The following is a 25,759-nucleotide window of genomic DNA, read 5'->3' on the forward strand; positions in this document are numbered from 1 at the left end:
TGCGGGTTAAAGCCCCGCCATGACTGTTGATATCGGAATATTAGGCGCGGATGGCCGCATGGGTGTGGCCGTTATCAGGGCCATGGCGCAAGTGCCACGCGCGCGGCTGACAGCGGCCCTGACCGCGCCCGCCTCTGACGCTATCGGACAGGATGCCGGAGCTTTGGCAGGCGTCGGGACACTGGGCGTCAAACTCGGCTCTGACCTTTCGACCGCACTTGATCAATGCGATGTCCTGATTGACTTCTCCGCGCCGAAAGCCTCCATTGATACGGCGCTGGCCATGCATAACCATCGCTGTAAGGCCATGGTTTCCGGGACGACAGGATTTACCGAGACAGAAAACAACGCGTTGGAAGCCGCCTCGGAAAGCATTGCGCTTCTCAGGTCCGGCAATTTCTCTCCCGGCGTGACGGCCCTCGCCGCACTTGTGGAAATCGCGACGGAAAAGCTCGGCACGGGCTGGGATATTGAAATTCTGGAAATGCACCACCGTTACAAGGTTGATGCGCCGTCCGGCACGGCCCTCCTACTCGGCGAAGCTTCCGCCAAGGGGCGCGGGCTCGCCTTTGAAGACGCCGCTGTCCTCTCCCGCGAAGGCGTCACGGGTGAGCGTCAAGATGACGAAATCGGCTTTGCGACTCTCCGCGGCGGCGGTGTTGTGGGGCGACATGAAGTGCGACTGGCCTCCCACCTGGAAATGATCACATTGGGGCATGACGCTTTTGACCGATCTGTCTTTGCCCGCGGCGCGGTGGATGCTGCGCTTTGGACACATGGAAAACCCAAGGGCCTTTACAATATGCGGGACGTTCTCGGCTTTTAATATAGCCCGCTAGGGTTGAGAGGCTTTTTAGAGACTCCTACCGCCTCACATGATAGTCAGAGGATCAAGAGTGGGGCAACGCCATGATTAAAATTTTTGCTGAACTTCGGCGGCGGAACGTGTTCCGTGTTTGCGGTGCCTATGTCGTGGCGGCGTGGTTTCTCGTGCAGACGGCCTTTACGCTGGAAAGCGTGATGAACCTGCCGGATTGGTTCGACGCCTTTGTGATTTCTCTGGCCATGATGGGCCTGCCTATTGTCGCAATCTTGGCTTGGGCCTTTGAGCTCACGCCCGAAGGTTTTAAGCGCACTGAAATTGTCTCAAAAGACGATTCGATTGCGGAAACCACGGGCAAGCGTCTTGATATCGCAATTTTTGTTGGACTGTTGCTGGTCGCGGGCATCCTTATTTTTGATCGCGTAAAACCGGACCGCGCTGCCCCCACACTCGTGGTGACGACAAGCGGCAAATCCCTCGCCGTGTTACCGTTTGAAAATAGAAGCGAAGCTGTTTCTGATGCGTTCTTTGCGGACGGCATTCATGATGAACTCCTGACCGCGCTGTCCCGCGTTACGGGATTGGACGTGATTTCCCGGACATCCGTCATGGGGTATCGCGACACGGATAAACGCGTTCCCGATATTGCGACAGAGCTGGGCGTCGGTACCGTCCTCGAAGGGGCCGTTCAGCGGTCCGGTGAGCGCGTTCGTATCTCCGTGCAATTAATTGACGGCGGAAATGATCGTCAGATTTGGGCAGAAAGTTATGACCGCCCCCTGAGCGCGGAAAATATATTCGATATTCAGGCCGAGATTACGCGCGTTATTGCGGGATCATTGGAAGGTGTCTTGCTGGAGGGCGAACGAGCGGCGCGTCCAACAGAAAATGTCGACGCCTATGAGCTTTATATTCAGGCCCAACTTCTCAACCAGCCAGGCGAACAGAAAGAAGATGATCTCCGCGCCGCTATACGGCTTTACGAGAAGGCCCTCGCACTGGACCCCACATATGCGGAAAGCTGGGCCGGGAAGGCGAAAGCCCGTCTCGCGCTCTATCGTCTGCACGGGCGGCAACCTGTTGAACGCGAAGCTGCGCAGGCGGCCCTTGACCGCGCAAAAATATTTGGGGCGAACTTACCGGATACACTCATCTGGGATGCCTTTTATAAATATTGGGGCGAAGGTGATTTGCGGGCGGCCGATGCCGCGTTTGATAGGGCCCTCACGGTTGCGCCCGGAAATGTCGACGCGCTGGCCGGGAAAGCTTTTATCACGCGCAGTCTGGGCGATTTTGAAACGGCCGCCAATGGATTGGAAAAGGCCCGGCGTCTTGACCCGCTCTCCTATTATCTCGTGCCGGAACTGGCCCTGACCTATGCGTTGATGGGACAGGACAGCCAGGCTGAAAACCTGATGGATAAAGCCCGCGCGATGGATCCTGACAGTTTGCAAGGCGCGGCCTTTGGCGCCGCCATTGCGCAATTTGGCGGGCGGAGTGAACAGGCCTGGCTGCGCTTTCAGCCGCTCGCAGAATTTCTGCCCTATGACATGGTCAATTATGCCCTCGCGACGCGTGACCCGAACACTGTCCGGGCGGCCCTGGAGTCATGGCCCGTCCCCACAGCGGCAACGACCCGGGACAGGATACTCGCAGAATTAAATGTTTCCGGTATTTTGGAAAGGCCCGCGGAAGATATTGCGCAATTAAAAGCCTCGCTCCGCGCCTATTACGACCCGGAGGTGAATTGGGAGAACCCCGCCTATTCGCGCTTCATTCTCGTGGCCGCTTGGTTGGATGAGCGGGAGCAGGTTCTGACCTTGGCGGAGAGCTATGGCGACCGCGCGAGCGAGGATGCGATTGCGGGCATTTCCGCCTATGCGGATATCGCGATTGCGCTGATCCGGATTGGCGAAACAGAGCGCGCTTTTGATTTTATTGAAAAACTCGTCGGCCTCACCGGACCGCATATCCTGCGCGTTTTGGAACAGGACCCCGCCTATGACAGGCTACAGGATCACCCGCGCTGGCTGGCCATAGACACGAAGAGCTAGAAGCGCTCACCATAATCCGTTCCGGCATAGAGATGTTGGTCGATCTCGAATTGCAGGCTGCCCGGTGTTTGGCTGTGGTAGCGACGCGCCACGAGATAGGCGATGCCAACCCAGGTGAAGAGCAAGCCGAAAAAAATAAAAAACTGCCAGACCAGAAAGCCCGGCTCAATCACGCGGCTCTGTCCCGACAAGTTATAAATCAGGTTCAGGCCCTGTTCTAAAATCAGCATCGCAATCGGTGTCGCGATGAGAATGGCGACAAGGCCGATAAACATATGCAACTGCGCGCGCGGCGCATGCACGCGTTCGTAAATCGCCTCATACTCCGTTTGGCTCAGCCCGACCGGTATCATACCGTGCTGCGTCTTATAGCTATAATCGTCTTTAGCATCCGCCCGGACTTGGCGGTAAGACAACCAGCTTCTCACACCCAATATCAGCGCGAGCACAGCGCCGCCAATAAGCGCCCACCAAAAGGAAATACCGTCAAAACTTTTCATAGTTATAATATTACGATTAGGAGCGAAGATTACAAGTCACAGTCCTGTATGGCCTGACTTTGCCCCCTAACCGTTGCAAAGCCGTATCTACCCCATTAGGCCTGTCCCACAAGAGAGGCCGAGATATTCAGCCTGACTTTGAAAGCCGAGATATGACCGCTCCAAAAATTGCCTTTCTTTGTGGATCCATCCGCGAAGGCTCTATCAATCAACGTCTGCAACGGGCCCTGATCAGCCGGTTTGAAAAGGCCGGCGCGGAATGCTTTGTGGCCGATCTCGGCAAATATGACCTGCCGCTTTACAATGGCGATCTCGACATGCCGGAAGCCGTGAAAACGCTCTGCAAAGACCTCGCAGTCTGTGACGGTGTTGTCGTTATCAGCCCTGAATATAATGGCGGCCTGCCGCCACTCTTGAAAAACGCGATTGATTGGACATCGACCCATGACACGACACATTTCAAGGAAAATTACTGGGGCATTGCGTCCTGCACGCCCGGCCCGATGAGCGGCATCATGTGTATGCGACAGGTGAATTACATCCTGATGCGCGTCGGTTGCCATGTGAGTCCGTTCCAGGTCGGCGTCGGCAATGCGAGTGTCGCCTTTGACGGGGATGATGAATTAATTGCGGAGCCGTCTTCCTCCCTCGCGGATAAGATGATGAAAGACATGCTGGCGAATATTTCCAAATAGATGGCGACAAAAGAAAAACTTTATAAGAACCTGCCGCGCCCGAAACTCAATCGGGCGCAGATCGCGGAGATTTACCGCCGCCTGTCGCTAGAGCGCCCCGCGCCGGAGACAGAGCTGGATTACGTTAATCCCTACACGCTCGTCGTCGCGGTAGCCCTCTCCGCACAAGCCACAGATATCGGCGTGAATAAGGCGACAAAAGACCTGTTCCTCATCGCGGATACGCCCGAGAAAATGGTCGCACTGGGCGAAGACACAGTCCGCGATTATATCAAAACCATCGGCCTTTACCGAAACAAGGCGAAGAACGTCATCAAGCTCTCGCAAATGCTGATTGATGATTTCAACAGTGAAGTCCCGCAGACGCGCGAAGAGTTAATCCGCCTCCCCGGGGTCGGGCGCAAGACGGCTAATGTGGTCCTGAATGAAGTCTTCGGCCAACACACAATGGCGGTCGACACGCATATATTCCGCGTCTCCAACCGCACAGGCATGGCCCCCGGCAAAGACCCGCTGGAGGTCGAATTAAATCTCCTCCGCGTCACACCGGAAGAATATTTAAAGGGCGGCCATCACTGGGTCCTGCTCCACGGACGATATGTCTGTAAAGCCAGAACCCCGGAATGTTATGCCTGCGGTATTCAAGATATTTGCAGGTTTACGAAGAAGACCCATGCGCCTTAGGTGGGGAGATAATTTCTAGCAAAAAATACGGCTTCTTCTTCCAAGAGCGTGATAACTTGGTTTCGGCTTGAAATCTTTGATGACACTTTCGAAGGCGTATAACACAGATCTATATCCATGATTTTATCTTTGTCTTGACGTATTAAGGGGGAGTTCTTCATCTCATCATCTATTGAGTGCTGTATCGCATCAAACAGCGTCATATCCGTTTTGTCTTTCGCACGGGGCCAGCGACAAAATACTCTAACATCCTCATGTGCACCCCATTGGTCCCGTTCATCTTCTTGGTGAAATCTTCTCAAAAAATGCTGAACCTGAACAAATGGTGTTTTTGCTGATGTTGGTACATCATGCGTTACCGAAAATTGAACACACCGACGATCGACATCTAATTTTACATTTAAAGGTGATTTGCAGCTTTCAATTCTAAAGTCTGCTACAAGATCGCCTGTCTCTGCCAAACGATTGACTGCATCTTCGCGTCTTCGCTCGACAGAGTCGAGGATAGCCATTTCTTCCACTTCAACGCCGAGTTCGCCAGAAAGAATGAGGGCCAACTCTGCTGTTTCTTGAAACCAGCCACTTACAGAATCTTCTAACATGTCTTGGTCAGGCTTTCCGCCTTCCCGCAACTTATCCACCAGCTTTTTCCAATCCTTTGGCATTGACGTAAAGCCGGCTACACCCGATTTTGGATGCTCGAGGAAATTTAAAAACTGGCTTAGTAGCTCCCGTTCAATTTCTGTTAAGCCATCATCACTGTTTAAAAGCTTTTTCACTTGAAACCGTATAAATTGCCAAGACCAATGGTAATGAGGAATCTTACGAAAGTTTTTATTAGAGCTCTTCAGCCGTAATGGAGGCCGGTCAGGTTTCGCGCACAGTTCATTAGATATTGTGATCAAGGCGTCCATGTTGGACTCTTTCACACGCTGCAAATAGTTGTCGAGTTGTATATTTGAAAGATCTTGTTTTTTTATTTTAACTTCGACCAATGCGCTCCAATTCTCTTTTTGCTCCAAATGTATGACGCCATCTGGAACGTCTTTCTTCGAATACTTTCCGCCGAATGACGGATGAAGAAATGCAGAAAAGTCATTACCCGATTTGTATGCGGAACGAGATATGGTTCTCAACAATGTGTCACGCAGTGGTAAGACAAGACACATCATCCCAAAGAATATTGAAGTTGCTTGGTCTTCTCCTGAAGACATCATTGGAAACAGAGTTGGCTTAAAGCCTTGATTGATTGGTTCCGCCATGATTTCCCTCTAAAGACACACACCTTCAAAGTGTATTTCTTATAATTTTGCAACACTTTAAACTTAATCCTCGGTTATGCCGTTTTTGAAAGCGTGGATTGGCAAGAAATTTCTCTTCTCAATTTCCGTCCATTCCAGCGAAAGCTGGAATCCAGAGTTGGTTGTGATTTCAGTGAGTTGAGCACCGATATCTGATTGACGCTCTGGACCCCAGCTTTCGCTGGGGTGAACGGAGAAGACGAGGATTGAGATTTATTTCAAAAACTGCGTCCACACCCCCTGAGAGTTGTGTAATCTTTAGCCTGTCTTCTTTCACAGGGCGGTCAGGTGCACATTGGCTTAATCGGAAAGAAGCGGTGCTTGTCATTGGAGCGAAGGGCGTAATGTCCCGGTTGCTTGGGTGGCCTAACGAGAGCTGATCGTTCCCCGACTGAATGGTTCGGCCGTTAGTGCGAAAAGGCGCCGCCGCGTGGGCCCGTTGGGGTTCGAAAACTTAGCTTTAACCCTGGTTTGCGACCAGAACCCTGAATACCCACGCGGACATCCCGTTTTTTTAACTAAAATAAACGGGCACACTAAAAGATACAGGCGCTAGAAGGCGGCGAGGTTTACAAAACCTGCGGTTCCCACCGCCTGTCATCCCGCACGTAACGCAGTGGAGATGCGGGACCTGTCGGCTGTACCCTTAAGCCTGCGTTTATAAACGACAGACCCCGCATCCATTGGTGTCGGGGTGACATAGGAGGGTGGCGTCAACTCTATCGCTTTCTATCAAAATTGTGACGTCTCTTTTCCCGTCAAACATGTTACCTCCCCCTATGCGCCTCGCCTTTTTCAGCCTCTTCGTCCTGATCGCCTTTGCGGGAAACTCCGTGATTGCGCGTTTGGCGTTGAGTGGGGGTGACATTGGGCCTTGGACATTTTCACTGCTGCGCTTTGTGTCCGGCGCGATGATTTTGCTTTTGCTCGCGCGCCCGAAAGCCGGGTGGGTGGCGGGACGATGGATGGCCGCTCTCGCGCTTTGTGCTTACGGCGTCTTCTTCTCCTTTGCCTATCTCTTGCTCGACACGGGAACAGGGGCCTTACTCTTATTTGCGAGCGTTCAATTGACAATGCTGGCGGTCGCCTTTCAACGCGGAGAGCGGATGCGGGCCGTGCAATGGATTGGGCTCGCGCTGGCTTTTGGGGGATTGATTTACCTTCTCTCGCCCGGACTGAATGCGCCCTCGCCTATCGGCGCGCTGTTAATGGCCGCATCAGGGTTTGGTTGGGGACTCTATTCCGTTTTGGGTAAAGGGGCTGGCGATCCGGTCGCGCGGACGGCGGGGAATTTTGCACGGGCGGGAATTTTATTAATTATCATGACGCCGCTCATTTTATTTATTTCGCCTGAAGCCGCGCCCGGAATTTCGGGTATTGGTCTCGCGATCTTATCCGGCACCGTGACATCGGGTTTAGGCTATGCCTTGTGGTATCATGTGTTGCGGGATTTAAGCGTGACAACGGCATCGGTCTCACAATTGTCTGTCCCCGTCATTGCAGCTGTTGGCGGCGCGATATTTATCTTGGAGCCTGTGACGCTGTCTTTCGCCCTATCTTGCGCCGTCGTGCTGATCGGTGTTGGGTTGGCGACGATTAAGTTTTCTTCCCAGTCGTCCGACTAACCACGTCTTCGCCGCTCGCGCGTTGACCCACCGCACTCACCACGTCGCCAAAGAGGGTTTCAGGTGAGGCCGTTTCCGTACCGCTATTATAAGGGTCGGAATAAAACCCCATGACAGGCGAGCCTTGAGTATAGCCCAGCAAGCGCCGGAGTTTGGGGGTGAAAGTTTTGGCGATCTCGGGCGGGCAGGAGAGGTACATGTTTTCCTGCTGGCGCAACCAACCGAGCGTATAATGGAGCAGCACGCCGAGGCGCGGAATATTAGTCGCGTTCGGCCCGCCGCCATGAATGACCGTGCCGTTATAGACGAGGATGGAGCCCGCCTTCATCTCGGCACTCGCGATTTCATGCGGCTCGGGCTGACGTTTGGCGTCCCATGTTGCGCTGCCAAGGACGACGCGGGTGGCGCCATTTTCATGGGTGAAATCTGTCACGGCGATCATCGTACCGAGCTGTGTTTCAATCCGCCGGGGAATGTGTCCGCCCCAGAGCCCACGGTCGCGATGCAAGATCTGCGCACCCTCACCCTGCGCAATATTGACGGCCTGTGTCAGGGAGAGCTGCACGGTCGGAGAGAACGGGCCGAGCATAGCATCGGCAATCTCGAGGAGTTGTGTGTTGGTCGCTATCTTGCGGCAGATGGAGGACCGCGCGATTAGCGCCCCGACACGGGTCGTCGAAAAGCCGGAAAAGCTGTCTTGTCCAGCAGCCGCCTTGTCAAGAAGCGGCGCGAGTTCATCCGCGAAAACCTGCACCTCCTCGGGGCTTAGAATGGCGTCAATAATTACACCGCCATCGCTATTAATAATCTCCATGATCTCAGAGACCGGAGTATCGGTGGAAACATGTTTCAGAGTTGCGCGCATGGCCGTTAGAGTAGACGCGAACAGTTGGGCCTGTCCAGTCAGGGCTTGTCCAAACGGGCTTTCAGCGCCGCCGCAAATTTCTGTGCGCCCTCATTCTCCCCGCCCTCACCTTTTGCATGGGGAAGGTAGAGATAGGGCTCGATCATTTCCAACTCGATCAGTTTCAATTGACCGTCACGCCCGCGCAGCAAATCCACTCGCGCATAGAGCGGCAACTCATCCAATGTGTCGAGCACGGCCCGCGCGGTTTCACGCTCCGCTCCTGTTGGAACATAGGTTTGCTCAAGCCCGCCATAGATCGATTGGATCCGGTAATCGCCCGCTTTCGGCGTCTTGCGAACCGCATGGCTGAACCGTCCACCGAAATAGAGGAAGGAATATTCACCCTCCTCCTTCACACTCGGCAGGAAGGCTTGGAGGAGCGCCGCTTCTGGCGGCAATTCCGATGCGTCAGGAAACGGATCACCTTGTTTATAGAGCACTTGCCGCCACGCCCCGCCGCCGACCGTCGGTTTAATCACGAGCGTATTGGTGTCCAATTCCTCGAACGCGCGAGCCACGTTCGTCTTTGTCACGCGCTCTACAGCAGTCGTTCGGATGACGGGGGCGCCGCGCGCTTCCAACTCATCCAGATAGGATTTGTCGGAATTCCATTTCAATGTGTCGAAGCTATTAAAGACAGGTGTGACAGCTTCCGCTTTTGCAATCGCAGAAAGAAAGGCGTCTTCATTCCCTTCGAAATAATCCCAGACCATGAGCGGAAGGATGGCTGCGAATTCTGCCGCCCTATCCGCAATCTCACGCCACCGCACCTCAACAAGTTCCATGCCTTGCGCGGCGAGAGCGGGTTTGAGCTTCCCAACTTCTTCGAGCAGTTCAAATCGGTCCTCACGCCCATTTTCAAAATCGGGCAGGAGGTTATCAGAAATAAGGAGAGCGATTTTCTTCATAGTGTTGATCCAGATATTGCGTTAGAGGCGCGGACGCAAACGAATAGACGAACGGCCTACCATTATGACTAAAGACATCGACATTCTCGGCATTGGGAATGCCATCATGGATATTATTGCGCCCGTCCCAGATGAATTCCTGACGGAACATGAGATGGCGCCCGGGTCCATGAACCTGATTGATGAGCCGCGCGCGCTGATGTTGAACACAGCGTTGAAAGCCTCCTCTGACCTGATGGAAATTGCGGGTGGGTCCGCGGCCAATACGGTTGTTGGCATTGCGGAACTCGGCGTGCACTCCGGCTATATCGGGAAGATTGGGCGCGACGGTGTGGGCGAGCGTTTGGCGGCGGGTTATCGTGACGCGGGTGTCTGGTTTAACACAACACCAACGTCGTCCGGCACAGCCTCGGCCCGCTCTATGATCGCGGTCACATCGGATGGGCAGCGGACGATGAACACGTTCCTCGGCGCGAATACAGATTTCGGCGTGGATGATATCCGCCGCGAAGAGATTGCACGGGCTGAGATGATTTATCTCGAAGGTTATCTCTTTGACTCAGACGCGCAAAAAGCCGCCTATGTCAAAGCCGCAGAGATCGCTCAGGCGACGGGCGGACAAGTTGCGCTGACCCTCTCAGACAGTTTTTGCGTCGGACGCCACCGCGCAGGTTTCCGTCAATTGGCGGAACATCAAACAGACCTCCTCTTTGCGAATGAGGAAGAGTTACTCGCCCTGTTTGAAACAGACCGTTTGGACACAGCCCTTGACGCGCTGGCCGGCATGCGCCCGGTTGTATGTGTCACGCGCGGGGATAAAGGCTCCATCATTCAAACATCAGAGCGCCGCTATCACGTCCCCGCCGCGCCGATTTCAAAAATCGTCGACACAACGGGCGCGGGCGATCAATATGCGGCAGGTGTTTTGGCCGGACGCGCCATGGGGCTGGATTGGCCGGATGCAGGCTATCTCGGCAGCCTCGCCGCCGCCGAAGTCATTCAGCATTACGGCGCACGGCCGGAAACAAAGATTCACGATATCGCGGCACATGGATAGAAAACGGGACGCAGATGACCGCTTTGTAATTAATCTGAGCGTTATGTTCAGATGCGGTTAAAGCAAATTCCGCTATGGCCGTTCCCATGATGAAACATATTCTACTCCCCGCCCTCTTGGCGACATCCGCGCTTTTCGCGACGGCCTCCGCACAAACGGGGCAGCCGCTAACCGCTGCGCCGCAAGCGGTTGCGCCTTTTACGTCGCCGACGACAGTATTGGCAGACTTGGCGCGGATTGATGCGTCCTTAAATGCGACGACGACATTTCAGGGTAATTTTACACAGATCGCACCGGATGGCAGTTCGTCCAATGGTCAAATCTGGCTGCAACGTCCCGGTAAAGTCCGGTTTGAATATGCAGACCCGAACCCGCTACTCATCGTCTCTGACGGTGTGACGATGGTGCAGAATGACCGCCAATTGGAAACCTTTGACCGCATCCCGCTCTCTGCTACACCGCTCAATTATTTTCTGAAAGAAAACGTCAATCTGGCCGAAGATACGGAAATCGTTGCCCTGCAAAAATTCGACGGCATCTGGCGTGTCACAGCCCGTGATGGGTCAGGCGAGCTGGACGGTGCGATCACCCTCGTCTTTGACGCAGAAACCCTTGCCCTTCGCGAATGGATAATCTCTGATGCCTTTGGTGGAAACACGCGCGTCATCCTCTCGAACCTGCAATATAATGGCCGTCTCGACCCACGCCTGTTTATCCTACGCGAGGACAGTGATCGTCGGGATCGTCGTCGATAGAAGCGGGTGACATCCTGTGCGCTGTCCCTTACAGAGCGCGGATGAAAGTCAAAGTCGCCACGTGGAATATTAACTCGGTCCGTCTGCGGATTGATCAGGTCATTCGTTTCCTCGAACAGGAACAGCCGGATGTACTCGGCCTGCAGGAAATTAAATGTGTGGAGGAACAGTTTCCCTATGAGCCTTTTCGCGAGATCGGATATGAGTTTATCGAGGTAAAAGGCCAGAAGGGTTATCACGGCGCGGCGACAGTTTCAAAATTGCCGATAGAGCGCTTGCCCACCAGTTTCTGCCCGCTGGATCATGCGCGGCATGTTTCCACCAAAGTCATTGCAGGCGATCACGATTTCGAATTTCATAATTTTTACATTCCGGCCGGCGGCGATGTCGCCGACCCGAAAGTGAATGATAAATTCGCGCATAAGCTCGACTTTTTGGAGAATATGCGGACCTATTTCACGGAACGGTTTGCACAGGGCGACGCCCAACAAATCCTCGTCGGAGATTTCAATATTGCCCCGCATGAAAATGATGTCTGGAGCCATAAACAACTCCTGAAAGTTGTCAGCCATACGCCGCTGGAAGTTGGTATATTGGAAACACTGCGCAAAACGCATGACTTCACTGACACCTCCCGCCTCTTCGCGGATGATGCGGAGAAACTTTATAGTTGGTGGTCCTACCGGGCGCGCGATGTGATGAAATCAAATAAGGGACGACGGCTCGACCATATCTGGGTCAGCCCCGCGCTGAAACCCTGTGTCGAAGCGATGGGGCCGAACGGTCACGAGATCCACGTGCCCTGCCGGACTTGGGCCGAAAAGCCATCCGACCATGTTCCTATGACGCAGATTTTAGATTTGAGTGCTTAACGCAAACAACGCTTGCGCCCCGAAATATAACGGGGTGATAGCCCATGCGTTTTTCGGGCTCGGCGTAACAAACCTGTCTCTTGCGACGAACATATCTGAAACTGCGAACAGAACCGCGGCAATCGGGGCAAAAATCATAGGCCCATTCATGGGCAGACCGAATGATCTTATGACCATAAGGATGATAATGCCTGTATAAATGCCGACAGGTATGGCCATGCCGCGTGGAAGTTTCGGTTTTAGCCAAGCATAAAACCCCACAGCTCCGCCAATCCCAATCATAGAGACCACCAAATAAACTGTCGAATAGACACCCGTTTGTTGTGTCATAAAGGCGGTTAGATAGGCAAAATGCCCCAGCGCGAATGCCCCCATACCAGCCAAAAATAATTGGCTCGATTTGCGAGATAAAAGCAAGACATCGCCGAAGGCACAAACCACAAGACCCGACAATATGATCTGTCCATAGAGTGTGTCCAATGCGCCCGCGTACAGAGCCAGACCGATAAAACCCAAGGCCGCCAAAGGTTTGAAAATTCTTTGCGCCCGTAAATTGCTCAAGAGTTCCGACAGCAAGAGGCCGGTCACCAAGACGACATAAATACAGATGGCCCAGATCATGCCTTCCACCCGCCGCGACTATTTTTTGATCGGTGGAAGCTTCAACCCCACGAGCGGGGCGAGGCTTCCGAGGATTTCGAAAATTGCATTCCCCTCTTGTCCTTCGGGATTACCGCCGAGGAACCCCCTGACGTCATCATTGACGTGACCCATGGGGTCTCCGTTTTTTCGGAAGACGAAATGGTCGAACAAGCCGGACCAGACGGCGCGGGCCTTATCGTCCATCCGGTCAAAACAGAGCATGGCCAGCGCCATCGCCGCATATGGCGTTTCCAGACGTGGGGTCAGCGGCATGAACCAATAATTGACGAGCATATTGAGCGGTGCCGTGGCGCGAATATGATGCCACCAGCCATAGGGAATGTAGAGGGCGTCGCCTGCCTGTAGAGTGACGGTCTGTTTATGCTTTAACGCCTCTTCAAACTTTGGATGTTTTTCAAAATCAGGCGCGTCTAAATCCGTCAAACTGACGACAGCTCCACCCGGCGCGGTTTCCAGCGGACCGGGATAGAGGCCCGGCAATTGATCTGGCGGGAAGAGTGTCACGACCCGCTCACCCAGCAGGACACAGGCAATATTGTGGGATTGATCGAAATGCGTTTGCACCGTGGTGGGCGTGCCAATCCAGGCACGCGGCGTCACGGACTCGGGCAGGAGCGGCATCGGATGGTCCGCCACAAAACGCGGCATATGTTTATCCAGCGGGATGGATTGAATATAGGCACCATCCGGATGATCGCTTGAGAGCAATCGGTCTAACGCCACACTGACCGTCTCGCTGACTTGCGTGTAGTTCTGACCGCGTAAATTTGGCGCGTAGTTAAATTGCCCTTTCACGCCGGAGCCGCCCAGCAATGTACCTTGGGGCATACCGTTATCGTAAGACTTTAATGCAGCGAAAAGCGTTGAGGCGTCCGAGACGATACCCGGCCAGTCCGAGACGAGGCCTCGCAAGACGACCGGCTCTCCACCCGTTAAAATATCAGATTCAAATTGGTTGCGGGTGACCGCGTCAATATCTCGAAGTTTTGAGCTCACCCCAGGGCTAGAGAATATCCACCGGGTTGCGTCAATAATAATATCGCCTCGCCCTTTTGTGGTTCGATCTTCTGACGCAGGCGATAAACATGGGTTTCCAGCGTGTGTGTTGTGACGCCGGAATTATAACCCCAGACTTCTTCGAGAAGTTCTTCGCGTTTCACGGCTTTGCCGCCTGCGCGGTAGAGATATTTCAGAATATTCGTTTCTTTTTCCGTTAGGCGGATATCGCGCACGGGACGACCGGCGGGGTCTTCCGGTGGGGTGAGTTTCTTCGCGGCGGGTTTGAAGCTGTAAGGTCCGACCTGAAACACGGCATCTTCAGATTGTTCAAAGGACCGCAGATGGGCGCGCAAGCGGGCCAGCAGGACGCCAAAGCGAAAGGGCTTGGTCACATAATCATTAGCACCGGAGTCGAGACCGAGGATTTGATCCGCATCGCCCGTATTGCCCGTCAGCATGACAATCGGTGTCGCCACGCCCGCCGCGCGGATCAGTTTGGCGACCTCTGTGCCTTGCATATCAGGCATGTCGACATCGAGGATAATCATATCGAATGTCTGGGACTTGGCCGCTTCCAATCCTTCGGTCCCCGTCGAGACATCATGCGTTTCGAACTCGTCATACATCGCGAATTGCGCGACCAATTCTTCGCGGAGTGTATTGTCGTCATCGACCAGGAGAACCCGTTTCTTGACAGCCATGATAATATTCCTTCAATGCGTTTGGGCGCACATAGAGATGTGCTCGCTCACAAGCTAATGACGGATTGATGAGAATGCATCACAAAAATGCGACCCGACCATGAGTGAAGCGATAAAAATTGCGTGTGACGCGGGTTTATTACGGTGTGGCCCGCTCCATCTCCCATGTCGGATTGGGAAATCCGGTTTTATAGACGGCGCGGCGGGGCGTGAGGGCGATGCGAAAACACCGCTGGGGCATTACCGCCTGCGGTTCGGGCTCTACCGCGCGGACCGCTTGCCCAAACCGAAATCGCCTCTGACGTTCCGGCCTTTACGCCAAGATGACGGGTGGTGCGACGCCCAGACCGACCCCGCCTATAACCGCTTCATCCGCCGGCCCTACCCCGCCAGCCATGAAGCGCTCTGGCGGGAAGACGGGGCTTATGACATCCTCCTTGTCATGAGCCATAATGACAGCCCACCCGTCGCGGGTCTGGGCAGCGCCGTCTTCATCCACATCGCCCAACCCGATGACCGGAAGACGTTAGGGTGCATCGCGCTCGCCCCGGAGGAGATGGTGAAGTTGCTGCCTGAATTACATATGGATCAGACAGTCCATATCTCTCAATAGTGTAAGACGTCGGACAGGCTGTTGTCATCTTCAGGTCCGTAGCACACCCCATCCTTGGAGGGGTTTATGGCTTTCAAATTATTTATTGGCGCAGCACTTTGCGCAGCACTCACACATGTCCAAACGGCATCGGCCCAAGTCGCGGAGGTCAGGGCGGGCCTAACCGAATTTGACGAGCGCACGCTAAATCTGCCGGGATCTCTCAAATTTGCGGATGAAAATTCTGTTGGGGTGAATACCGAAATTATATTTGAGGAACCGGAGGTCCTGAAATGGGCCCTGTCACCGCAGCCCTATGTCAACGGCACATTGAACCTTGGCGGGAAGACCTCATTTGCGGGCGGTGGATTGATGTGGCGGCAAAGTCTGGGAGATAGGCTTTACGCCGATTTTGCCTTTGGCGGCGTGATCCATGACGGCGAAACCGATGTTAAATTTAGCGGCCCCGAGACAGATGAAAGTATATCAGAATTTTTCCGACGCTTGAGAACCGAAATCGAGTTCGGGTCCCGCCTCCTGTTTCGCGAACAAGTGACACTGGGCGTACGGGTCAATGAGGATTGGGCCGCCGAAGTCTTTGTGGAGCATTTATCCAATGGCACGTTAATCGGCGATGGTCAAAATGACGGCGTGAATTCACTCGGCGTGAAAGCCTCGCGTCGGTTCTAACCGTAATCCCGCTCACCGAACAGGGCCGAGCCAACACGCACACTCGTCGCGCCCATTTCCGTCGCCATGTCATAATCACCGCTCATCCCCATGGAGAGTTTTTCGACGCCGTTTTGTTCGGCGAGTTTGGAGAGCAGCCAGAAATGCGGGCTGGCCGCTTCTTTCAGCGGGGGGATACACATCAGGCCTTCTGGCTGCAACGCGTAATCCTCGCGCATGGCTTTGAGAAAGGTGGGAAGCTCGCTCGGCAACACGCCTGATTTTTGCGGCTCCTCGCCCGTGTTCACTTGCACATAAAGACGCGGCATGGAGCCGTGGGCTTCGGCGGCTTTCGTCAGAGTCTTCAGCAATTTCACACGGTCCACCGTCTCAATCACATCGAAGAGCGCGACGGCATCATCACTCTTATTCGATTGCAGCGGTCCGATCAGGCGGAGTTCGATATCTTTGCGATGCGCAGCAAATGTTTCGCCCCATCTCTGCTGCGCTTCCTGTACACGGTTTTCGCCGTAGATTCGCTGGCCTGTCTCAATCATGGCCACGATCCGTTCATCCGGCTGGACCTTGGAGACGGCGACGAGGTCCGGCACATCCATCCGGCCTGCGCGCTTGGAAGCCTCTGCGAGATTGGCTAGGACATCTTTATGCTGATCGGAAATTTTTGACATGAGCGCCTCCTATTCTGAACTGACGAAAAAGGGAAGTGTGCTGGGACGCATCGCGACGGAATTACGCGCAGCGGGTCCAGACTGCCGCCTCTCGCCGCTCGTCTTTATGACGGACCCGACGCGGGTGCCGGACCCTGTGGCGATTGCAAAACGGTTGCCGCGCGGGGCCGCGATTATCTATCGGCATTTTGGCCAGCCTGAGGCGGCGCGAACTTTACGCAATGTGACCAAGCAACGGGATCAACAATTCCTCATCGGAAGCGATCCCGAACTCGCGGAAGACGTCGACGCGGACGGCGTTCATTTTTCCCGCGACCCGGAATTAATTGACCCCATTAAATGGCGCGCAAGGCGGCCCGATTGGATCATCACCATGGCGGGATTAAAATCAGGCCATTACGCCGCGCCGCTCGACAGTCTCGACGCGCTTTTTATTAGTGCAGTTTTCCCCAGCCTGAGTAAGAGCGCCGGAGAAGCAATTGGGGTTGAAGCCTTAAAAGACAGGGTCACCCGCCTGCCCGTTCCGCTCTATGCGCTAGGCGGTGTAAACGCCGCAACCGCTTTAAATCTCACCCGTTCGGGCGTAACTGGCCTCGCCGCAATAGAAGGACTCAAGATGGATATTCGCCGCGAAGATATGAATGACGACCACCGCTTTGTGATCGACACCGACCATGGAGAGGCGGAATTGACGATGGCCAAAGTGAAAGACGGCATCTTCAACGCCAACCACACTTTTGTCCCCAAACCTTTGGAAGGCCAAGGCATCGCCGGAAAACTCTTTGACGTCATGGCAGCGGACGCGATGGAGAAGGGTTACAAAGTCATCGCCGGCTGTCCTTATATTGCGATGAAATTTAAGCGTAAACCAGATGTGGCGGCGGTGATTGGTGTTTAAAAGTAAATTTTTTCAACCCACCACTTCAGTTGACCGTAATAACATCTAGTTGCTGTCTTTCATGATAAGTGCATTCAGTTTTAAAAGCATCTATCTTACTGTTCGCCATATTCGCAACAGCTAGCAAATCTTTGTTAATAGCAACAAAGTCAGATGTATTAAAATTATCTTTGAAAACTAAACTTCCATCAGCACTTTTGAGTTCGAAGGTTAAACTTTCAATATTTGATGTGATTTGCCGTAACTCTTCCCAACTTCTGAAAAACGCCATATATCCAACAAAGTTTTGAATGGGTGTCTTTTCTACTCTTATGCGTCCGCTTTCGCCTTCTTTCCAAACCTCCAATGAGAGATTTCGATCCCAATCGGACCATGTATTTACTGAGGGCCGAATTGAAATGCTTCCAAATCCAGACTTTTTGTCTCTTATGAAACTTTCATTAAAGCTGCCACCTATAGCAAAACCATCTAAGCCGAACTCAGGAAAATCGGTACTAAGGGCAAAATTAGCCCCTAACAACTCGCCTTCAAGATTAAGGCTGAACATCGCCGATGCCATTCCGTGTTGCGCTTCGCAATCATAGCCCGGAGGTATAAACTCAGCTTCTGGCGTTATAAGTGTTTGTGCGCATGAATTCGTTGTAACTGACGTTAAAGCCGACAAAGTCAGGCCAACAAGTTTTACCTTAAATTTTTTCACTGCTAAGGATCTTAAATACAAATAGTTTATCAAAGATAAGGCCCTGAATACCACCACATTAGCGCATCTGAATATGAAGTAGTTTTCCGTTAAAAAGTACGGAAAAACCTAAAACTTCACCGCCGCCTCAACAAACACACTCGTGCCTTTTTGGTCCAACTCACCTGCATTAAACACGCCGCCCCCCTGCGGGATTAATCCCGTCACTGTGCGGTCGACATATTGGACGCCTGTGCCGAGGGTGAAGCGGTCGAAGTCGTATGTGACGCCGAATGTGCCTTGGTCCGAGGTCAGGCCGACATTGTCGTCTTCGGCGTGGCCATAGGCGAGGCTGAAGCCGAGCGCGCTGGGCTTCCACGTGACGCCGATATCATAGGCGCTGTAATCGCCGTCGAGCAGCCCGTTATTCGATTGCAGATAGGAGCCGCCCAGCGTCCAATCGGCATATTCAAATTCAAGTCCTGCACCATAGCTTTCCAGATCATCCAATCCGGCGAACCCTGATTTTTCAGTCGCCGTGGCATAGGTCAGCGTGCCTTCGACCGAGAGGCCGTTCGCAAATGTGCGGTCAAGCGCGAGGCCCGCTTCAAACACGTCTTCCAATTCCGGCGCGATGACGCGCGCGACATCCCGGTCCGTGCAGAAATCAACACCGCAAGCCTCCGCATCCAGCGCATAGGACACACCGAATTGTACCCCGACACCAATTTGGTCACCCAGAAGGCGGGGCGAGGTATAGGTGATTTTTTCCGAGAAACCCGACGCATCATTGACGGTCTTCACACTGTCGAGGCCCGTATAATCGACGGGCGAGTTGGAGGCATTGACTGCGAGCAGGGTCGGTGCGCCGAGGCTGAACAGGAAGGCCGCCCCGTCATCCCGCCCGACCGTCACATCACCATAGGCGGAACGCAGGAAGAGATGTGCGCTCTCGACCGCGAATTGCGCGTCCTTCGCCGTGTCTTCCCCGAATTGGTAGAATTGCGAGGTGTGCCCACGCAATGTGCTGCCGCCCGAGGCATTACACCCGGCTATGCCCGGCGTGCAGGTTGGGATACGTCCGCCAAAGCCGCGGCGATAGGGGTCATATTGCGCGCGGGCGCCAAGGTTCACACCATATTCCAAGCCGCCCTGCGTAATCGCGCTGGCTTCGAACTCGACATCTGCATCGATGATGAAATCTTCGCTATAGCCATCTTCCGCGCCGACCTGATTGGGCGGAACATCGCGGTAGGACAGCGCCGCGCCGGAGCGTAACCCGCCCGAGAAGAAAGTCGCAATTTTATCCAGTCCGAGTTTCTGTTTCCAAGTTTGCGGCTGTTGCGGGGCTGGAAAAGGCTGTCCCCCCTGTGGTGGATAGGACGTTTGTGCATATTGTTGTCCGTATTGCGGGGTTTGACCGTAATTCGGTTGCTGTGCGTAAGGCTGCCCATATTGCTGCAGCTGCGGCGTTCCGTATTGTGACGGCGCGGCTTGTCCGGACGGGCGGGTCTGCGGATAGGCACGGCTGGACGGTGCCGTTGGTGAGGCCGAATATTGCGGCGCGGGCGCGGCAGTGGGTCGGCCATAATTCGGCGTTTCCGTGGGCGGTGTGGAGCGCCCGCCCTCATAGCTGGGTTGATATGCGGGCTTTGTGGCGCGTGTTTGAGGCGGGGCTGTCTGGATTGGCGCATCATAGGCGGGCGGGGTGTAGGCAGGCGCCTGATATGTCTGAACCGGCGCGGGTTGCGGTGTGGGTGCAGGCGCAGCGGGCTGCTCCCACGCCTGACGCGGTTTTTTGCTGGCAAAGGGCGAGCTGGACTGCGCCGAGGCCAAGCCAATACCGCCAAGGGCGATGACGGCGAGCGGGGCGGCGGAAGCTAGAAATCGTGACATGTAGACGGGCCCGGCAGGAAAGCGTTGAAGTTACGTTAACCATTTGCCCTGCGCCGCCCTAAAAAAGGGTTAACACGTCTTTACCATATGCGGCCAAAGCTCCTAAAACCCGCAATTGTGACCGACAATTTATGAAACGAACGCTTTGCGCGGGGCATAAGCCCCCCTATAAGCCGTTTCGATATTCTAATTTGCGGATCATTTCACATGAGACTCACTTCGACACTTAAACCTCTCCTCGGTGCTGTATTGGCGGCCGGCCTGCTTGCGGGATGTGGGTCCAATTCCAAATCGTCAAACGCAGCACAGATCGCGGCGCCGAATATGGGTGTGAACTCTTACCTCTGGCGGGCTTCGCTGGAGACGTTGAACTTTATGCCACTGGAACAGGTCGACCCTTTTGGCGGCGTGATCGTGACGGATTGGTACGCCAATGCGCAGGTCCCGAATGAGCGGTTCAAGGCCAATGTCTATATCCTAGATACGAACCTGCGCGCGGATGCGTTAAAGGCGACGATCTTTAAACAAAACCGCACGGTGAATGGGTGGGAAGATGCCAATGTCGATGCCGACACCGCGCGTCAGATCGAAAACGCCATCCTGACTCGCGCCCGTCAGCTCTATATCGCGACCCAAGACAGTCAGTAGACATTGAACGGGGCGGACGAAAACACGGTTTCGCCTCTAATTCGGGATTCGGCCGCGCGAGAACAGGCCGCGCATGATGCGCATGAAGCCTTCTTCAATGCCGAAACACATGACGCGCTCTGGGACGAACTTGTCGAATACGCAAAAACGCTCGGCGCGGACCTGCTCTCCTATCACCACCATGCGCCTGATTTTTCACCGGATGACCAAAATGTTTCCATCAACGTCTATGGATTTCCGGAGGGTTGGGTTGCGCGGTATGAGCGGGAGTCGCTGCACAAGATTGACCCGATCACACAGATTTTCTCCTATCGCGTCCGTCCTGTGCGGTGGAGCCAGATCGAAAAGCTGGTTCCCCTGACACCGGAACAGACCCAATATCTTGAAGACCTGCACCAATGGCTGCGGGGCGATGGTTTAGGGTTCCCGACCTTTGGGCCGAGCGGGCGATATGGTTACGTCGGGATTGGGCGTAAAAACCAGTCTTTGGAGGACTGGGACCCCCTGACGACAAATCGCCTGCATTGGGTGCTGGAATGTTTTCACCTGCGTTGGTGCGAACTGGTCCTGCTGAACCTGCCACAGGATTTCCAGCTGGATGAGCGCGAACTCAATGTGCTGAAGAGCATGGCCATCGGCATGAGTGACGAAATTATTTGCGGGGTGGTTGGCGCGCAAGTCGAATCCGTCCAACGCACCATACGCGCCATCCTGAAAAAGATGGGTGTCTCCGACCGTCCCTCGGCAATCTTACGCGGGATCGGCGCAGGACTGTTGGATGCAGATACCTCAGTCCTGAGACGGGTTTAAGAGACGATAAATCCCCCTAGCCGCGTCTGTCCCGTCTGCTATAGGTCTGCTTTGATTTTGACCCACACCTGAGTACGCGACCATGAGCGAATCCACGAAATATAATGCGGCCGAGGTTGAACCCCGCTGGCAGCAGGTCTGGGCCGAGGCCGATATTTACCGCGCGGAGGATAGCTCGGACAAACCGAAATTCTACGCGCTGGAAATGTTCCCCTATCCGTCGGGTCGAATCCATATGGGCCATGTCCGCAATTACGCGATGGGTGATGTCGTCGCGCGTTATAAAAAGGCGCAAGGGTTTGAAGTGCTGCATCCCATGGGCTGGGACAGTTTCGGCATGCCCGCGGAAAATGCAGCGATAGCAACAGACGGTCATCCGAAAGATTGGACCTATAATAATATTGACGAAATGCGCGCCCCGATGCAGCGCCTCGGCTTTGCGCTGGATTGGTCCCGCGAATTCGCAACATCCGATGTCGCCTACTACAAAACGCAGCAGCAAATATTCCTGAAGTTCTGGGAAAATGATCTGGTATATCGCAAGACCGCCAAAGTGAATTGGGACCCGGTCGATAATACCGTCCTCGCGAATGAGCAAGTCATTGACGGCAAAGGCTGGCGCAGCGGCGCAACCGTCGAACAGCGCGACATGGATCAGTGGTTTTTCAAAATCACAAATTACGCGGAAGAATTACTGGAAGGGTTGGACGGGCTGGACCGCTGGCCGGAGAAGGTTCGGACGATGCAAGCGAATTGGATTGGGAAATCTGAGGGCTTGCAGATGCGATTTGAGTGGGCAGTTCCTAATGGAGAAAAGCGTCCATTAGTAGAGAATTACCCATTGTCGGGCGATGTTTATACAAGCCTTGAATTAGATTGGCATGACGACTTCACTACAGCATTAAATAATCATCCTGACGGAATAGAGGTTTTCACGACACGGCCTGATACTTTGTTCGGGGCTAGCTTTGTCGCTATCTCACCCGATCACCCAATTGCCAAAAACATGTTCGAGACAACCGCAAGAGTCGAAGACTTTATTTTGGAATGTCAAAAAATCGGTACATCTGAGGAAGCCATCGCCCAAGCGCCTAAATTAGGTTTCGACACGGGCTTACTGGTCCAACACCCGTTCGACGAGTCAATCACCCTCCCCGTCTGGATCGCGAATTTCGTTTTGATGGGATATGGCACGGGCGCAGTCTTTGGTTGTCCGGCGCATGACCAGCGCGATTTGGATTTTGCGCGGAAATATGGTTTGCCTGTGACGCCTGTTGTTTTGCCTGAGGGTGAAGACGCCGCCACCTATGACGTTGGTACGGAGGCCTATACCGGCGAAGGTAAATTATTTAACTCCAGCTTCCTGAACGGATTGAACAAATCCAAAGGCATTAAAACCGCAATTCACAAAATCTCTGAGATGGGCCTCGGCGAAGGCGTGACGCAATACCGTCTCCGCGATTGGGGTGTTTCGCGGCAGCGCTATTGGGGTTGCCCGATTCCCGTTATTAAATGCGAGTCCTGCGGCTCTCAGCCTGTTCCGGAAGACCAACTGCCTGTTGAACTGCCTTACGATATTAATTTCGATAAACCTGGTAATCCGCTTGACCGTCATCCGACGTGGAAGACGGAAGGCGTCACTTGCCCGAAATGCGGTGAGGCCGCGGAACGGGAAACGGATACGCTGGACACATTCGCGGACAGTTCGTGGTATTTCGCCGCGTTCGGTGGTTCACTCGACCAAGACGGGAATCTGGATTGGGAAGCTGCCTCGAAATGGTTGCCCGTCGATCAATATGTTGGCGGGGTTGAACATGCTGTCCTCCACCTGCTCTATGCCCGCTTCTTCACACGGGGCCTGCGCGATTGCGGGTTGCTGGACTTGCCAAGCGGCGAGCCCTTTGCGGGATTATTCACGCAGGGCATGGTGACCCATGCGGTCTATACAGATGAAGATGGTGACTATGTTTTGCCGGAAGACGTCATTGAGGACGGCAATCAATTGCTGCGCATTGGGACGAAATCCATTGTCACCAAAGGCGACGTCATCAAGATGTCCAAGTCCAAAAAGAACGTCGTCGACCCGGATGAAATCATTAAAGGTTATGGCGCGGATGTCGCGCGGTGGTTTGTTCTCTCAGACTCTCCGCCGGAACGTGATGTGGAATGGACGGAATCTGGCGTGATCGGCGCGTGGCGGTTTTCCAAGAAAGTCTGGAATGTTGTCTCAGCGACGACGGCCACGGACGGCCCGCTCTCTGTCGCGACAGATGCAAAAGGCGACGCGCTGGAGCTCCGCAAACTCGCCCATCGCGCCATGGAAAATATTACGGCCGGGATTGAGGCGTTCCGCTTCAATACATCCGTCGCGCAGATCTATGAACTGACCAATGCGTTGAATAAATATAAGGGACAGGATGCCGCCCGCAGTGAGGCCCTCGGGATTCTCATTCGCGCGATCGCACCCTTCATGCCGCATTTGGCCGAAGAATGTTGGGCCAAGCTGGGTGGTGAAGGCCTCGTCTATCACGCGCCTTGGCCGGAGGTTGATCCGAAAATGTTGATCGACGACACGATCACCCTGCCCCTGCAGGTCAACGGCAAACGTCGCGGTGAATTGAACATCGCCAAAGACCTGCCCAAAGACGAGATCGAAAAACTCGCCATGGCCGATGAAGGCGTGCAACGCGCAATAGGTGACGGCACGGTAAGAAAAGTCATCATTGTCCCCGGGCGTATCGTGAATATAGTAGCATCATGATCCGCGCTCTTTTCATATCCCTCGCCCTGACATCATCAGGTCTCGTTCTCTCCGGTTGTGGCTTCACGCCCGTTCATCAAAGCACGGCGAATGGCTCTCTGCTGCAAGACATCAATGTGCAGGTTGAGAAGGGTGATAATGTAGCGGATAATCAGGCCGGTTTCCTACTGACCCAACGCTTGCGTGACCGGATGGGGGATGGCGGCGTCGCCCCGAGATATCGTCTGGAGATTGAACCTGATTACAGTCGCCGGCGCCTGGGTATTACGGACCAAGATGTCGCCTCCCGCTATGATATTACGGTGAAAGCCAAATACCGCCTCTATGATGCAAAGTCGGGCGACCAAGTCGCGCGTGGTGATGTGTCCTCGATTTCGACATTTGGTGCCCCGATAGGGCCTTATGGTGTGATTACGGCAGATAATGTTGGTATTGAACAAGCCTCTAGAGAAACGGCAGATAAAGTAATCCGCGATCTGGCCCGGTTCTTCGCCAATCAGGACGGGTGATTTTCGCGCTATGAAAATTACGGGTGCCAGACAGGCGCGCTTCCTCCAATCTCCGCCGCCAGATGTGATCGGTGTCTTATTATTTGGCCCGGACCGGGGCCGCGTGAAATCCCGCGCCCAAGCCCTCGCGACCGTCATGGTGCCGGATGCGGACCCGACCTTTGGTGCGACGCTAATTACGGCGGATGACCTGACGGGGGATCCTGCGAAACTCTCTGATGAGATGAGCGCGATGAGTTTGCTGGGTGGGGGACGGCTCGTGCGATTACGGTTGGACCATGAACGGCAGGCCGCAGCCATTTCTAAATTAATTAAAAGTTTCGACACCGAGCCTGACCGCGCGGAAGCAAAACTCATTATCGAGGCAGGCGACATGACGACTCGTTCCGCCATTCGTAAGGCTGTCGAAGCGTCGAAACACTTCGCAGCTATTGGGTGCTATGCCGCCAATGCCAATGACCTCCGCGATCAAATTAAAGATAGCTTGAAAGCCCATTCTATCGATATCACGCCCGAGGCGCTGGAAAACTGGTTGCCCCTACTGGAGGGTGACCACGCCCTCGCGACGGGCGAGATCGAGAAGATGGCTCTATATAAGGGCTACGGAAAATCCGAGGGTGAAGTTGTCACGCTGACGGATATTCAAGCCGTTGCCGCAGGTGGGCAATCCGCCTCTATCGACTCCATTGTGACCGACGCCCTGACCGGCGATGTGGACGCCATGGATGCCAATTTCCGTCGCGCTGTTGCGGGCAAAGTCAGCCCCATCGGCATTCTCTTCGGTTTACAAAGACAGCTCATGCGCCTGACCGAAGCCTCAATCCTGATGGACGCGGGACAGCCCAAAGGGCAAGCTATGCGCGCCCTTCGCCCGCCCGTTTTCGCCATGCAGGAACGGGTATTTTCACGGCAACTCGATATTTGGGGATTGCGCATGTTGCGGCGGTCCCTGTTCGAATGTCAGCAAGCCGAACGCGCTGCGAAAACAGCGGGCGCACCTGTTGATTCCATTGTCTCGCGTCTGTTACTCGCGCTCTCTGGCTATGCCGCAAAGAGGAGATAAG

The 25,759-nt window shown here is 54.2% G+C and carries 26 protein-coding genes; 16 read left to right on the forward strand and 10 right to left on the reverse strand.

Annotated features, from left to right (window positions below; all coding sequences use genetic code 11):
- Positions 1–19 precede the first annotated feature (19 nt).
- Both dapB and ACP9M6_RS02775 read left to right on the forward strand, forming a co-directional pair.
- A complete protein-coding gene (gene dapB, locus ACP9M6_RS02770) occupies positions 20–826 on the forward strand; it encodes a 4-hydroxy-tetrahydrodipicolinate reductase (RefSeq protein WP_427453231.1) in 807 nt (268 codons plus the stop codon).
- An 83-nt stretch (positions 827–909) separates the two neighbouring features.
- Positions 910–2,877 carry a tetratricopeptide repeat protein gene (locus ACP9M6_RS02775; protein ID WP_427453232.1) on the forward strand — a complete coding sequence of 656 codons (1,968 nt, stop codon included), beginning with the start codon at positions 910–912 and terminating at the stop codon, positions 2,875–2,877.
- Here the strand turns inward: ACP9M6_RS02775 and ACP9M6_RS02780 are convergent.
- The gene (locus tag ACP9M6_RS02780) at positions 2,874–3,377 is read right to left on the reverse strand and encodes a hypothetical protein (protein ID WP_427453234.1); all 504 of its coding nucleotides are present in this window, start codon (positions 3,375–3,377) and stop codon (positions 2,874–2,876) included. The genes ACP9M6_RS02775 and ACP9M6_RS02780 overlap by 4 nt on opposite strands.
- A 152-nt stretch (positions 3,378–3,529) precedes the next feature.
- Between ACP9M6_RS02780 and ACP9M6_RS02785 the strand changes: the two genes are divergently transcribed.
- Positions 3,530–4,072 (forward strand): NADPH-dependent FMN reductase, encoded by a 543-nt coding sequence (locus ACP9M6_RS02785; protein WP_427453236.1) that lies wholly within the window; start codon positions 3,530–3,532, stop codon positions 4,070–4,072.
- On the forward strand, positions 4,073–4,756 hold the full coding sequence (gene nth, locus ACP9M6_RS02790) for an endonuclease III (protein WP_427453238.1): 684 nt from the start codon (positions 4,073–4,075) through the stop codon (positions 4,754–4,756).
- Here the strand turns inward: nth and ACP9M6_RS02795 are convergent.
- Positions 4,753–6,018, reverse strand: a complete 1,266-nt coding sequence (locus tag ACP9M6_RS02795; protein WP_427453240.1) for a hypothetical protein — start codon at positions 6,016–6,018, stop codon at positions 4,753–4,755. The genes nth and ACP9M6_RS02795 overlap by 4 nt on opposite strands.
- An 803-nt stretch (positions 6,019–6,821) precedes the next feature.
- Here ACP9M6_RS02795 and ACP9M6_RS02800 point away from each other — a divergent pair.
- The gene (locus tag ACP9M6_RS02800) at positions 6,822–7,682 is read left to right on the forward strand and encodes a DMT family transporter (RefSeq protein ID WP_427453242.1); all 861 of its coding nucleotides are present in this window, start codon (positions 6,822–6,824) and stop codon (positions 7,680–7,682) included.
- On the opposite strand, the gene ACP9M6_RS02805 is transcribed toward ACP9M6_RS02800, so the two are convergent.
- Positions 7,654–8,547: a phytanoyl-CoA dioxygenase family protein gene (locus ACP9M6_RS02805; RefSeq protein ID WP_427453244.1), complete on the reverse strand. Its 894-nt coding sequence runs from the start codon at positions 8,545–8,547 to the stop codon at positions 7,654–7,656. The two genes, ACP9M6_RS02800 and ACP9M6_RS02805, sit on opposite strands and share 29 nt — an antisense overlap.
- Positions 8,548–8,585: 38 nt before the next feature.
- On the reverse strand, positions 8,586–9,497 hold the full coding sequence (locus tag ACP9M6_RS02810) for an ATP-grasp domain-containing protein (protein ID WP_427453246.1): 912 nt from the start codon (positions 9,495–9,497) through the stop codon (positions 8,586–8,588).
- 64 nt (positions 9,498–9,561) lie between these two features.
- Between ACP9M6_RS02810 and ACP9M6_RS02815 the strand changes: the two genes are divergently transcribed.
- The 3 genes from ACP9M6_RS02815 (at position 9,562) to ACP9M6_RS02825 (ending at position 12,181) form a co-directional block, all read left to right on the forward strand.
- Complete coding sequence (locus tag ACP9M6_RS02815) at positions 9,562–10,554, forward strand: adenosine kinase (RefSeq protein ID WP_427453248.1); 993 nt, start codon at positions 9,562–9,564, stop codon at positions 10,552–10,554.
- Positions 10,555–10,640: 86 nt separating this feature from the next.
- A complete protein-coding gene (locus tag ACP9M6_RS02820) occupies positions 10,641–11,309 on the forward strand; it encodes a LolA family protein (RefSeq protein WP_427453250.1) in 669 nt (222 codons plus the stop codon).
- 41 nt (positions 11,310–11,350) lie between these two features.
- Positions 11,351–12,181, forward strand: coding sequence for an exodeoxyribonuclease III (locus ACP9M6_RS02825; protein ID WP_427453252.1), 831 nt, complete (start codon positions 11,351–11,353; stop codon positions 12,179–12,181).
- Here ACP9M6_RS02825 and ACP9M6_RS02830 read toward each other — a convergent pair.
- The 3 genes from ACP9M6_RS02830 to ACP9M6_RS02840 are packed head-to-tail and all read right to left on the reverse strand — an operon-like array spanning position 12,164 to position 14,544.
- The gene (locus tag ACP9M6_RS02830; RefSeq protein ID WP_427453254.1) at positions 12,164–12,802 is read right to left on the reverse strand and encodes a lysoplasmalogenase; all 639 of its coding nucleotides are present in this window, start codon (positions 12,800–12,802) and stop codon (positions 12,164–12,166) included. The genes ACP9M6_RS02825 and ACP9M6_RS02830 overlap by 18 nt on opposite strands.
- A gap of 18 nt (positions 12,803–12,820) precedes the next feature.
- Complete coding sequence (locus tag ACP9M6_RS02835; RefSeq protein ID WP_427453256.1) at positions 12,821–13,840, reverse strand: cupin-like domain-containing protein; 1,020 nt, start codon at positions 13,838–13,840, stop codon at positions 12,821–12,823.
- Positions 13,837–14,544 (reverse strand): response regulator transcription factor, encoded by a 708-nt coding sequence (locus ACP9M6_RS02840; protein WP_427453258.1) that lies wholly within the window; start codon positions 14,542–14,544, stop codon positions 13,837–13,839. Before ACP9M6_RS02840 ends, ACP9M6_RS02835 begins: the two co-directional genes overlap by 4 nt.
- Positions 14,545–14,644: 100 nt before the next feature.
- Between ACP9M6_RS02840 and ACP9M6_RS02845 the strand changes: the two genes are divergently transcribed.
- Entirely contained in the window at positions 14,645–15,157 is a 513-nt protein-coding gene (locus tag ACP9M6_RS02845) for a L,D-transpeptidase family protein (protein ID WP_427453260.1), read from the forward strand.
- 66 nt (positions 15,158–15,223) lie between these two features.
- On the forward strand, positions 15,224–15,826 hold the full coding sequence (locus ACP9M6_RS02850; RefSeq protein WP_427453262.1) for an acyloxyacyl hydrolase: 603 nt from the start codon (positions 15,224–15,226) through the stop codon (positions 15,824–15,826).
- Here the strand turns inward: ACP9M6_RS02850 and ACP9M6_RS02855 are convergent.
- Positions 15,823–16,494, reverse strand: coding sequence for a YggS family pyridoxal phosphate-dependent enzyme (locus ACP9M6_RS02855; RefSeq protein WP_427453264.1), 672 nt, complete (start codon positions 16,492–16,494; stop codon positions 15,823–15,825). The two genes, ACP9M6_RS02850 and ACP9M6_RS02855, sit on opposite strands and share 4 nt — an antisense overlap.
- Here ACP9M6_RS02855 and ACP9M6_RS02860 point away from each other — a divergent pair.
- Positions 16,493–17,392, forward strand: coding sequence for a thiamine phosphate synthase (locus tag ACP9M6_RS02860; protein ID WP_427453266.1), 900 nt, complete (start codon positions 16,493–16,495; stop codon positions 17,390–17,392). The genes ACP9M6_RS02855 and ACP9M6_RS02860 overlap by 2 nt on opposite strands.
- A gap of 25 nt (positions 17,393–17,417) precedes the next feature.
- Here the strand turns inward: ACP9M6_RS02860 and ACP9M6_RS02865 are convergent, their stop codons facing one another.
- Both ACP9M6_RS02865 and ACP9M6_RS02870 read right to left on the reverse strand, forming a co-directional pair.
- Positions 17,418–18,092 carry a hypothetical protein gene (locus tag ACP9M6_RS02865; RefSeq protein ID WP_427453268.1) on the reverse strand — a complete coding sequence of 225 codons (675 nt, stop codon included), beginning with the start codon at positions 18,090–18,092 and terminating at the stop codon, positions 17,418–17,420.
- A 108-nt stretch (positions 18,093–18,200) separates the two neighbouring features.
- Positions 18,201–19,967 (reverse strand): porin, encoded by a 1,767-nt coding sequence (locus ACP9M6_RS02870; protein ID WP_427453270.1) that lies wholly within the window; start codon positions 19,965–19,967, stop codon positions 18,201–18,203.
- A gap of 207 nt (positions 19,968–20,174) precedes the next feature.
- Between ACP9M6_RS02870 and ACP9M6_RS02875 the strand changes: the two genes are divergently transcribed.
- From ACP9M6_RS02875 to holA, 5 genes are all read left to right on the forward strand, one after another.
- Entirely contained in the window at positions 20,175–20,615 is a 441-nt protein-coding gene (locus ACP9M6_RS02875; RefSeq protein ID WP_427453272.1) for a DUF3576 domain-containing protein, read from the forward strand.
- 3 nt (positions 20,616–20,618) lie between these two features.
- Positions 20,619–21,425, forward strand: coding sequence for a helix-turn-helix transcriptional regulator (locus tag ACP9M6_RS02880; protein WP_427453274.1), 807 nt, complete (start codon positions 20,619–20,621; stop codon positions 21,423–21,425).
- An 82-nt stretch (positions 21,426–21,507) separates the two neighbouring features.
- On the forward strand, positions 21,508–24,186 hold the full coding sequence (leuS, locus tag ACP9M6_RS02885; protein WP_427453276.1) for a leucine--tRNA ligase: 2,679 nt from the start codon (positions 21,508–21,510) through the stop codon (positions 24,184–24,186).
- Positions 24,183–24,695 (forward strand): LPS assembly lipoprotein LptE, encoded by a 513-nt coding sequence (lptE, locus tag ACP9M6_RS02890; RefSeq protein ID WP_427453278.1) that lies wholly within the window; start codon positions 24,183–24,185, stop codon positions 24,693–24,695. Before leuS ends, lptE begins: the two co-directional genes overlap by 4 nt.
- 10 nt (positions 24,696–24,705) lie before the next feature.
- Positions 24,706–25,758: a DNA polymerase III subunit delta gene (gene holA / locus ACP9M6_RS02895; RefSeq protein WP_427453280.1), complete on the forward strand. Its 1,053-nt coding sequence runs from the start codon at positions 24,706–24,708 to the stop codon at positions 25,756–25,758.
- The last annotated feature ends 1 nt before the right edge of the window (position 25,759 follow it).

The sequence above is a fragment of the Litorimonas sp. WD9-15 genome (assembly GCF_050271975.1).
Lineage (GTDB): Bacteria > Pseudomonadota > Alphaproteobacteria > Caulobacterales > Maricaulaceae > Litorimonas.

Bases quoted from the DNA above. Each gene is read 5' to 3' on its own strand.
- dapB (WP_427453231.1), top strand. From the start codon at position 20: ATGACTGTTGATATCGGAATATTAGGCGCGGATGGCCGCATGGGTGTG.
- ACP9M6_RS02775 (WP_427453232.1), top strand. From the start codon at position 910: ATGATTAAAATTTTTGCTGAACTTCGGCGGCGGAACGTGTTCCGTGTT.
- ACP9M6_RS02780 (WP_427453234.1), bottom strand. From the start codon at position 3,377: ATGAAAAGTTTTGACGGTATTTCCTTTTGGTGGGCGCTTATTGGCGGC.
- ACP9M6_RS02785 (WP_427453236.1), top strand. From the start codon at position 3,530: ATGACCGCTCCAAAAATTGCCTTTCTTTGTGGATCCATCCGCGAAGGC.
- nth (WP_427453238.1), top strand. From the start codon at position 4,073: ATGGCGACAAAAGAAAAACTTTATAAGAACCTGCCGCGCCCGAAACTC.
- ACP9M6_RS02795 (WP_427453240.1), bottom strand. From the start codon at position 6,018: ATGGCGGAACCAATCAATCAAGGCTTTAAGCCAACTCTGTTTCCAATG.
- ACP9M6_RS02800 (WP_427453242.1), top strand. From the start codon at position 6,822: ATGTTACCTCCCCCTATGCGCCTCGCCTTTTTCAGCCTCTTCGTCCTG.
- ACP9M6_RS02805 (WP_427453244.1), bottom strand. From the start codon at position 8,547: ATGCGCGCAACTCTGAAACATGTTTCCACCGATACTCCGGTCTCTGAG.
- ACP9M6_RS02810 (WP_427453246.1), bottom strand. From the start codon at position 9,497: ATGAAGAAAATCGCTCTCCTTATTTCTGATAACCTCCTGCCCGATTTT.
- ACP9M6_RS02815 (WP_427453248.1), top strand. From the start codon at position 9,562: ATGACTAAAGACATCGACATTCTCGGCATTGGGAATGCCATCATGGAT.
- ACP9M6_RS02820 (WP_427453250.1), top strand. From the start codon at position 10,641: ATGATGAAACATATTCTACTCCCCGCCCTCTTGGCGACATCCGCGCTT.
- ACP9M6_RS02825 (WP_427453252.1), top strand. From the start codon at position 11,351: ATGAAAGTCAAAGTCGCCACGTGGAATATTAACTCGGTCCGTCTGCGG.
- ACP9M6_RS02830 (WP_427453254.1), bottom strand. From the start codon at position 12,802: ATGATCTGGGCCATCTGTATTTATGTCGTCTTGGTGACCGGCCTCTTG.
- ACP9M6_RS02840 (WP_427453258.1), bottom strand. From the start codon at position 14,544: ATGGCTGTCAAGAAACGGGTTCTCCTGGTCGATGACGACAATACACTC.
- ACP9M6_RS02845 (WP_427453260.1), top strand. From the start codon at position 14,645: ATGAGTGAAGCGATAAAAATTGCGTGTGACGCGGGTTTATTACGGTGT.
- ACP9M6_RS02850 (WP_427453262.1), top strand. From the start codon at position 15,224: ATGGCTTTCAAATTATTTATTGGCGCAGCACTTTGCGCAGCACTCACA.
- ACP9M6_RS02860 (WP_427453266.1), top strand. From the start codon at position 16,493: ATGAGCGCCTCCTATTCTGAACTGACGAAAAAGGGAAGTGTGCTGGGA.
- ACP9M6_RS02855 (WP_427453264.1), bottom strand. From the start codon at position 16,494: ATGTCAAAAATTTCCGATCAGCATAAAGATGTCCTAGCCAATCTCGCA.
- ACP9M6_RS02870 (WP_427453270.1), bottom strand. From the start codon at position 19,967: ATGTCACGATTTCTAGCTTCCGCCGCCCCGCTCGCCGTCATCGCCCTT.
- ACP9M6_RS02875 (WP_427453272.1), top strand. From the start codon at position 20,175: ATGAGACTCACTTCGACACTTAAACCTCTCCTCGGTGCTGTATTGGCG.
- leuS (WP_427453276.1), top strand. From the start codon at position 21,508: ATGAGCGAATCCACGAAATATAATGCGGCCGAGGTTGAACCCCGCTGG.
- lptE (WP_427453278.1), top strand. From the start codon at position 24,183: ATGATCCGCGCTCTTTTCATATCCCTCGCCCTGACATCATCAGGTCTC.
- holA (WP_427453280.1), top strand. From the start codon at position 24,706: ATGAAAATTACGGGTGCCAGACAGGCGCGCTTCCTCCAATCTCCGCCG.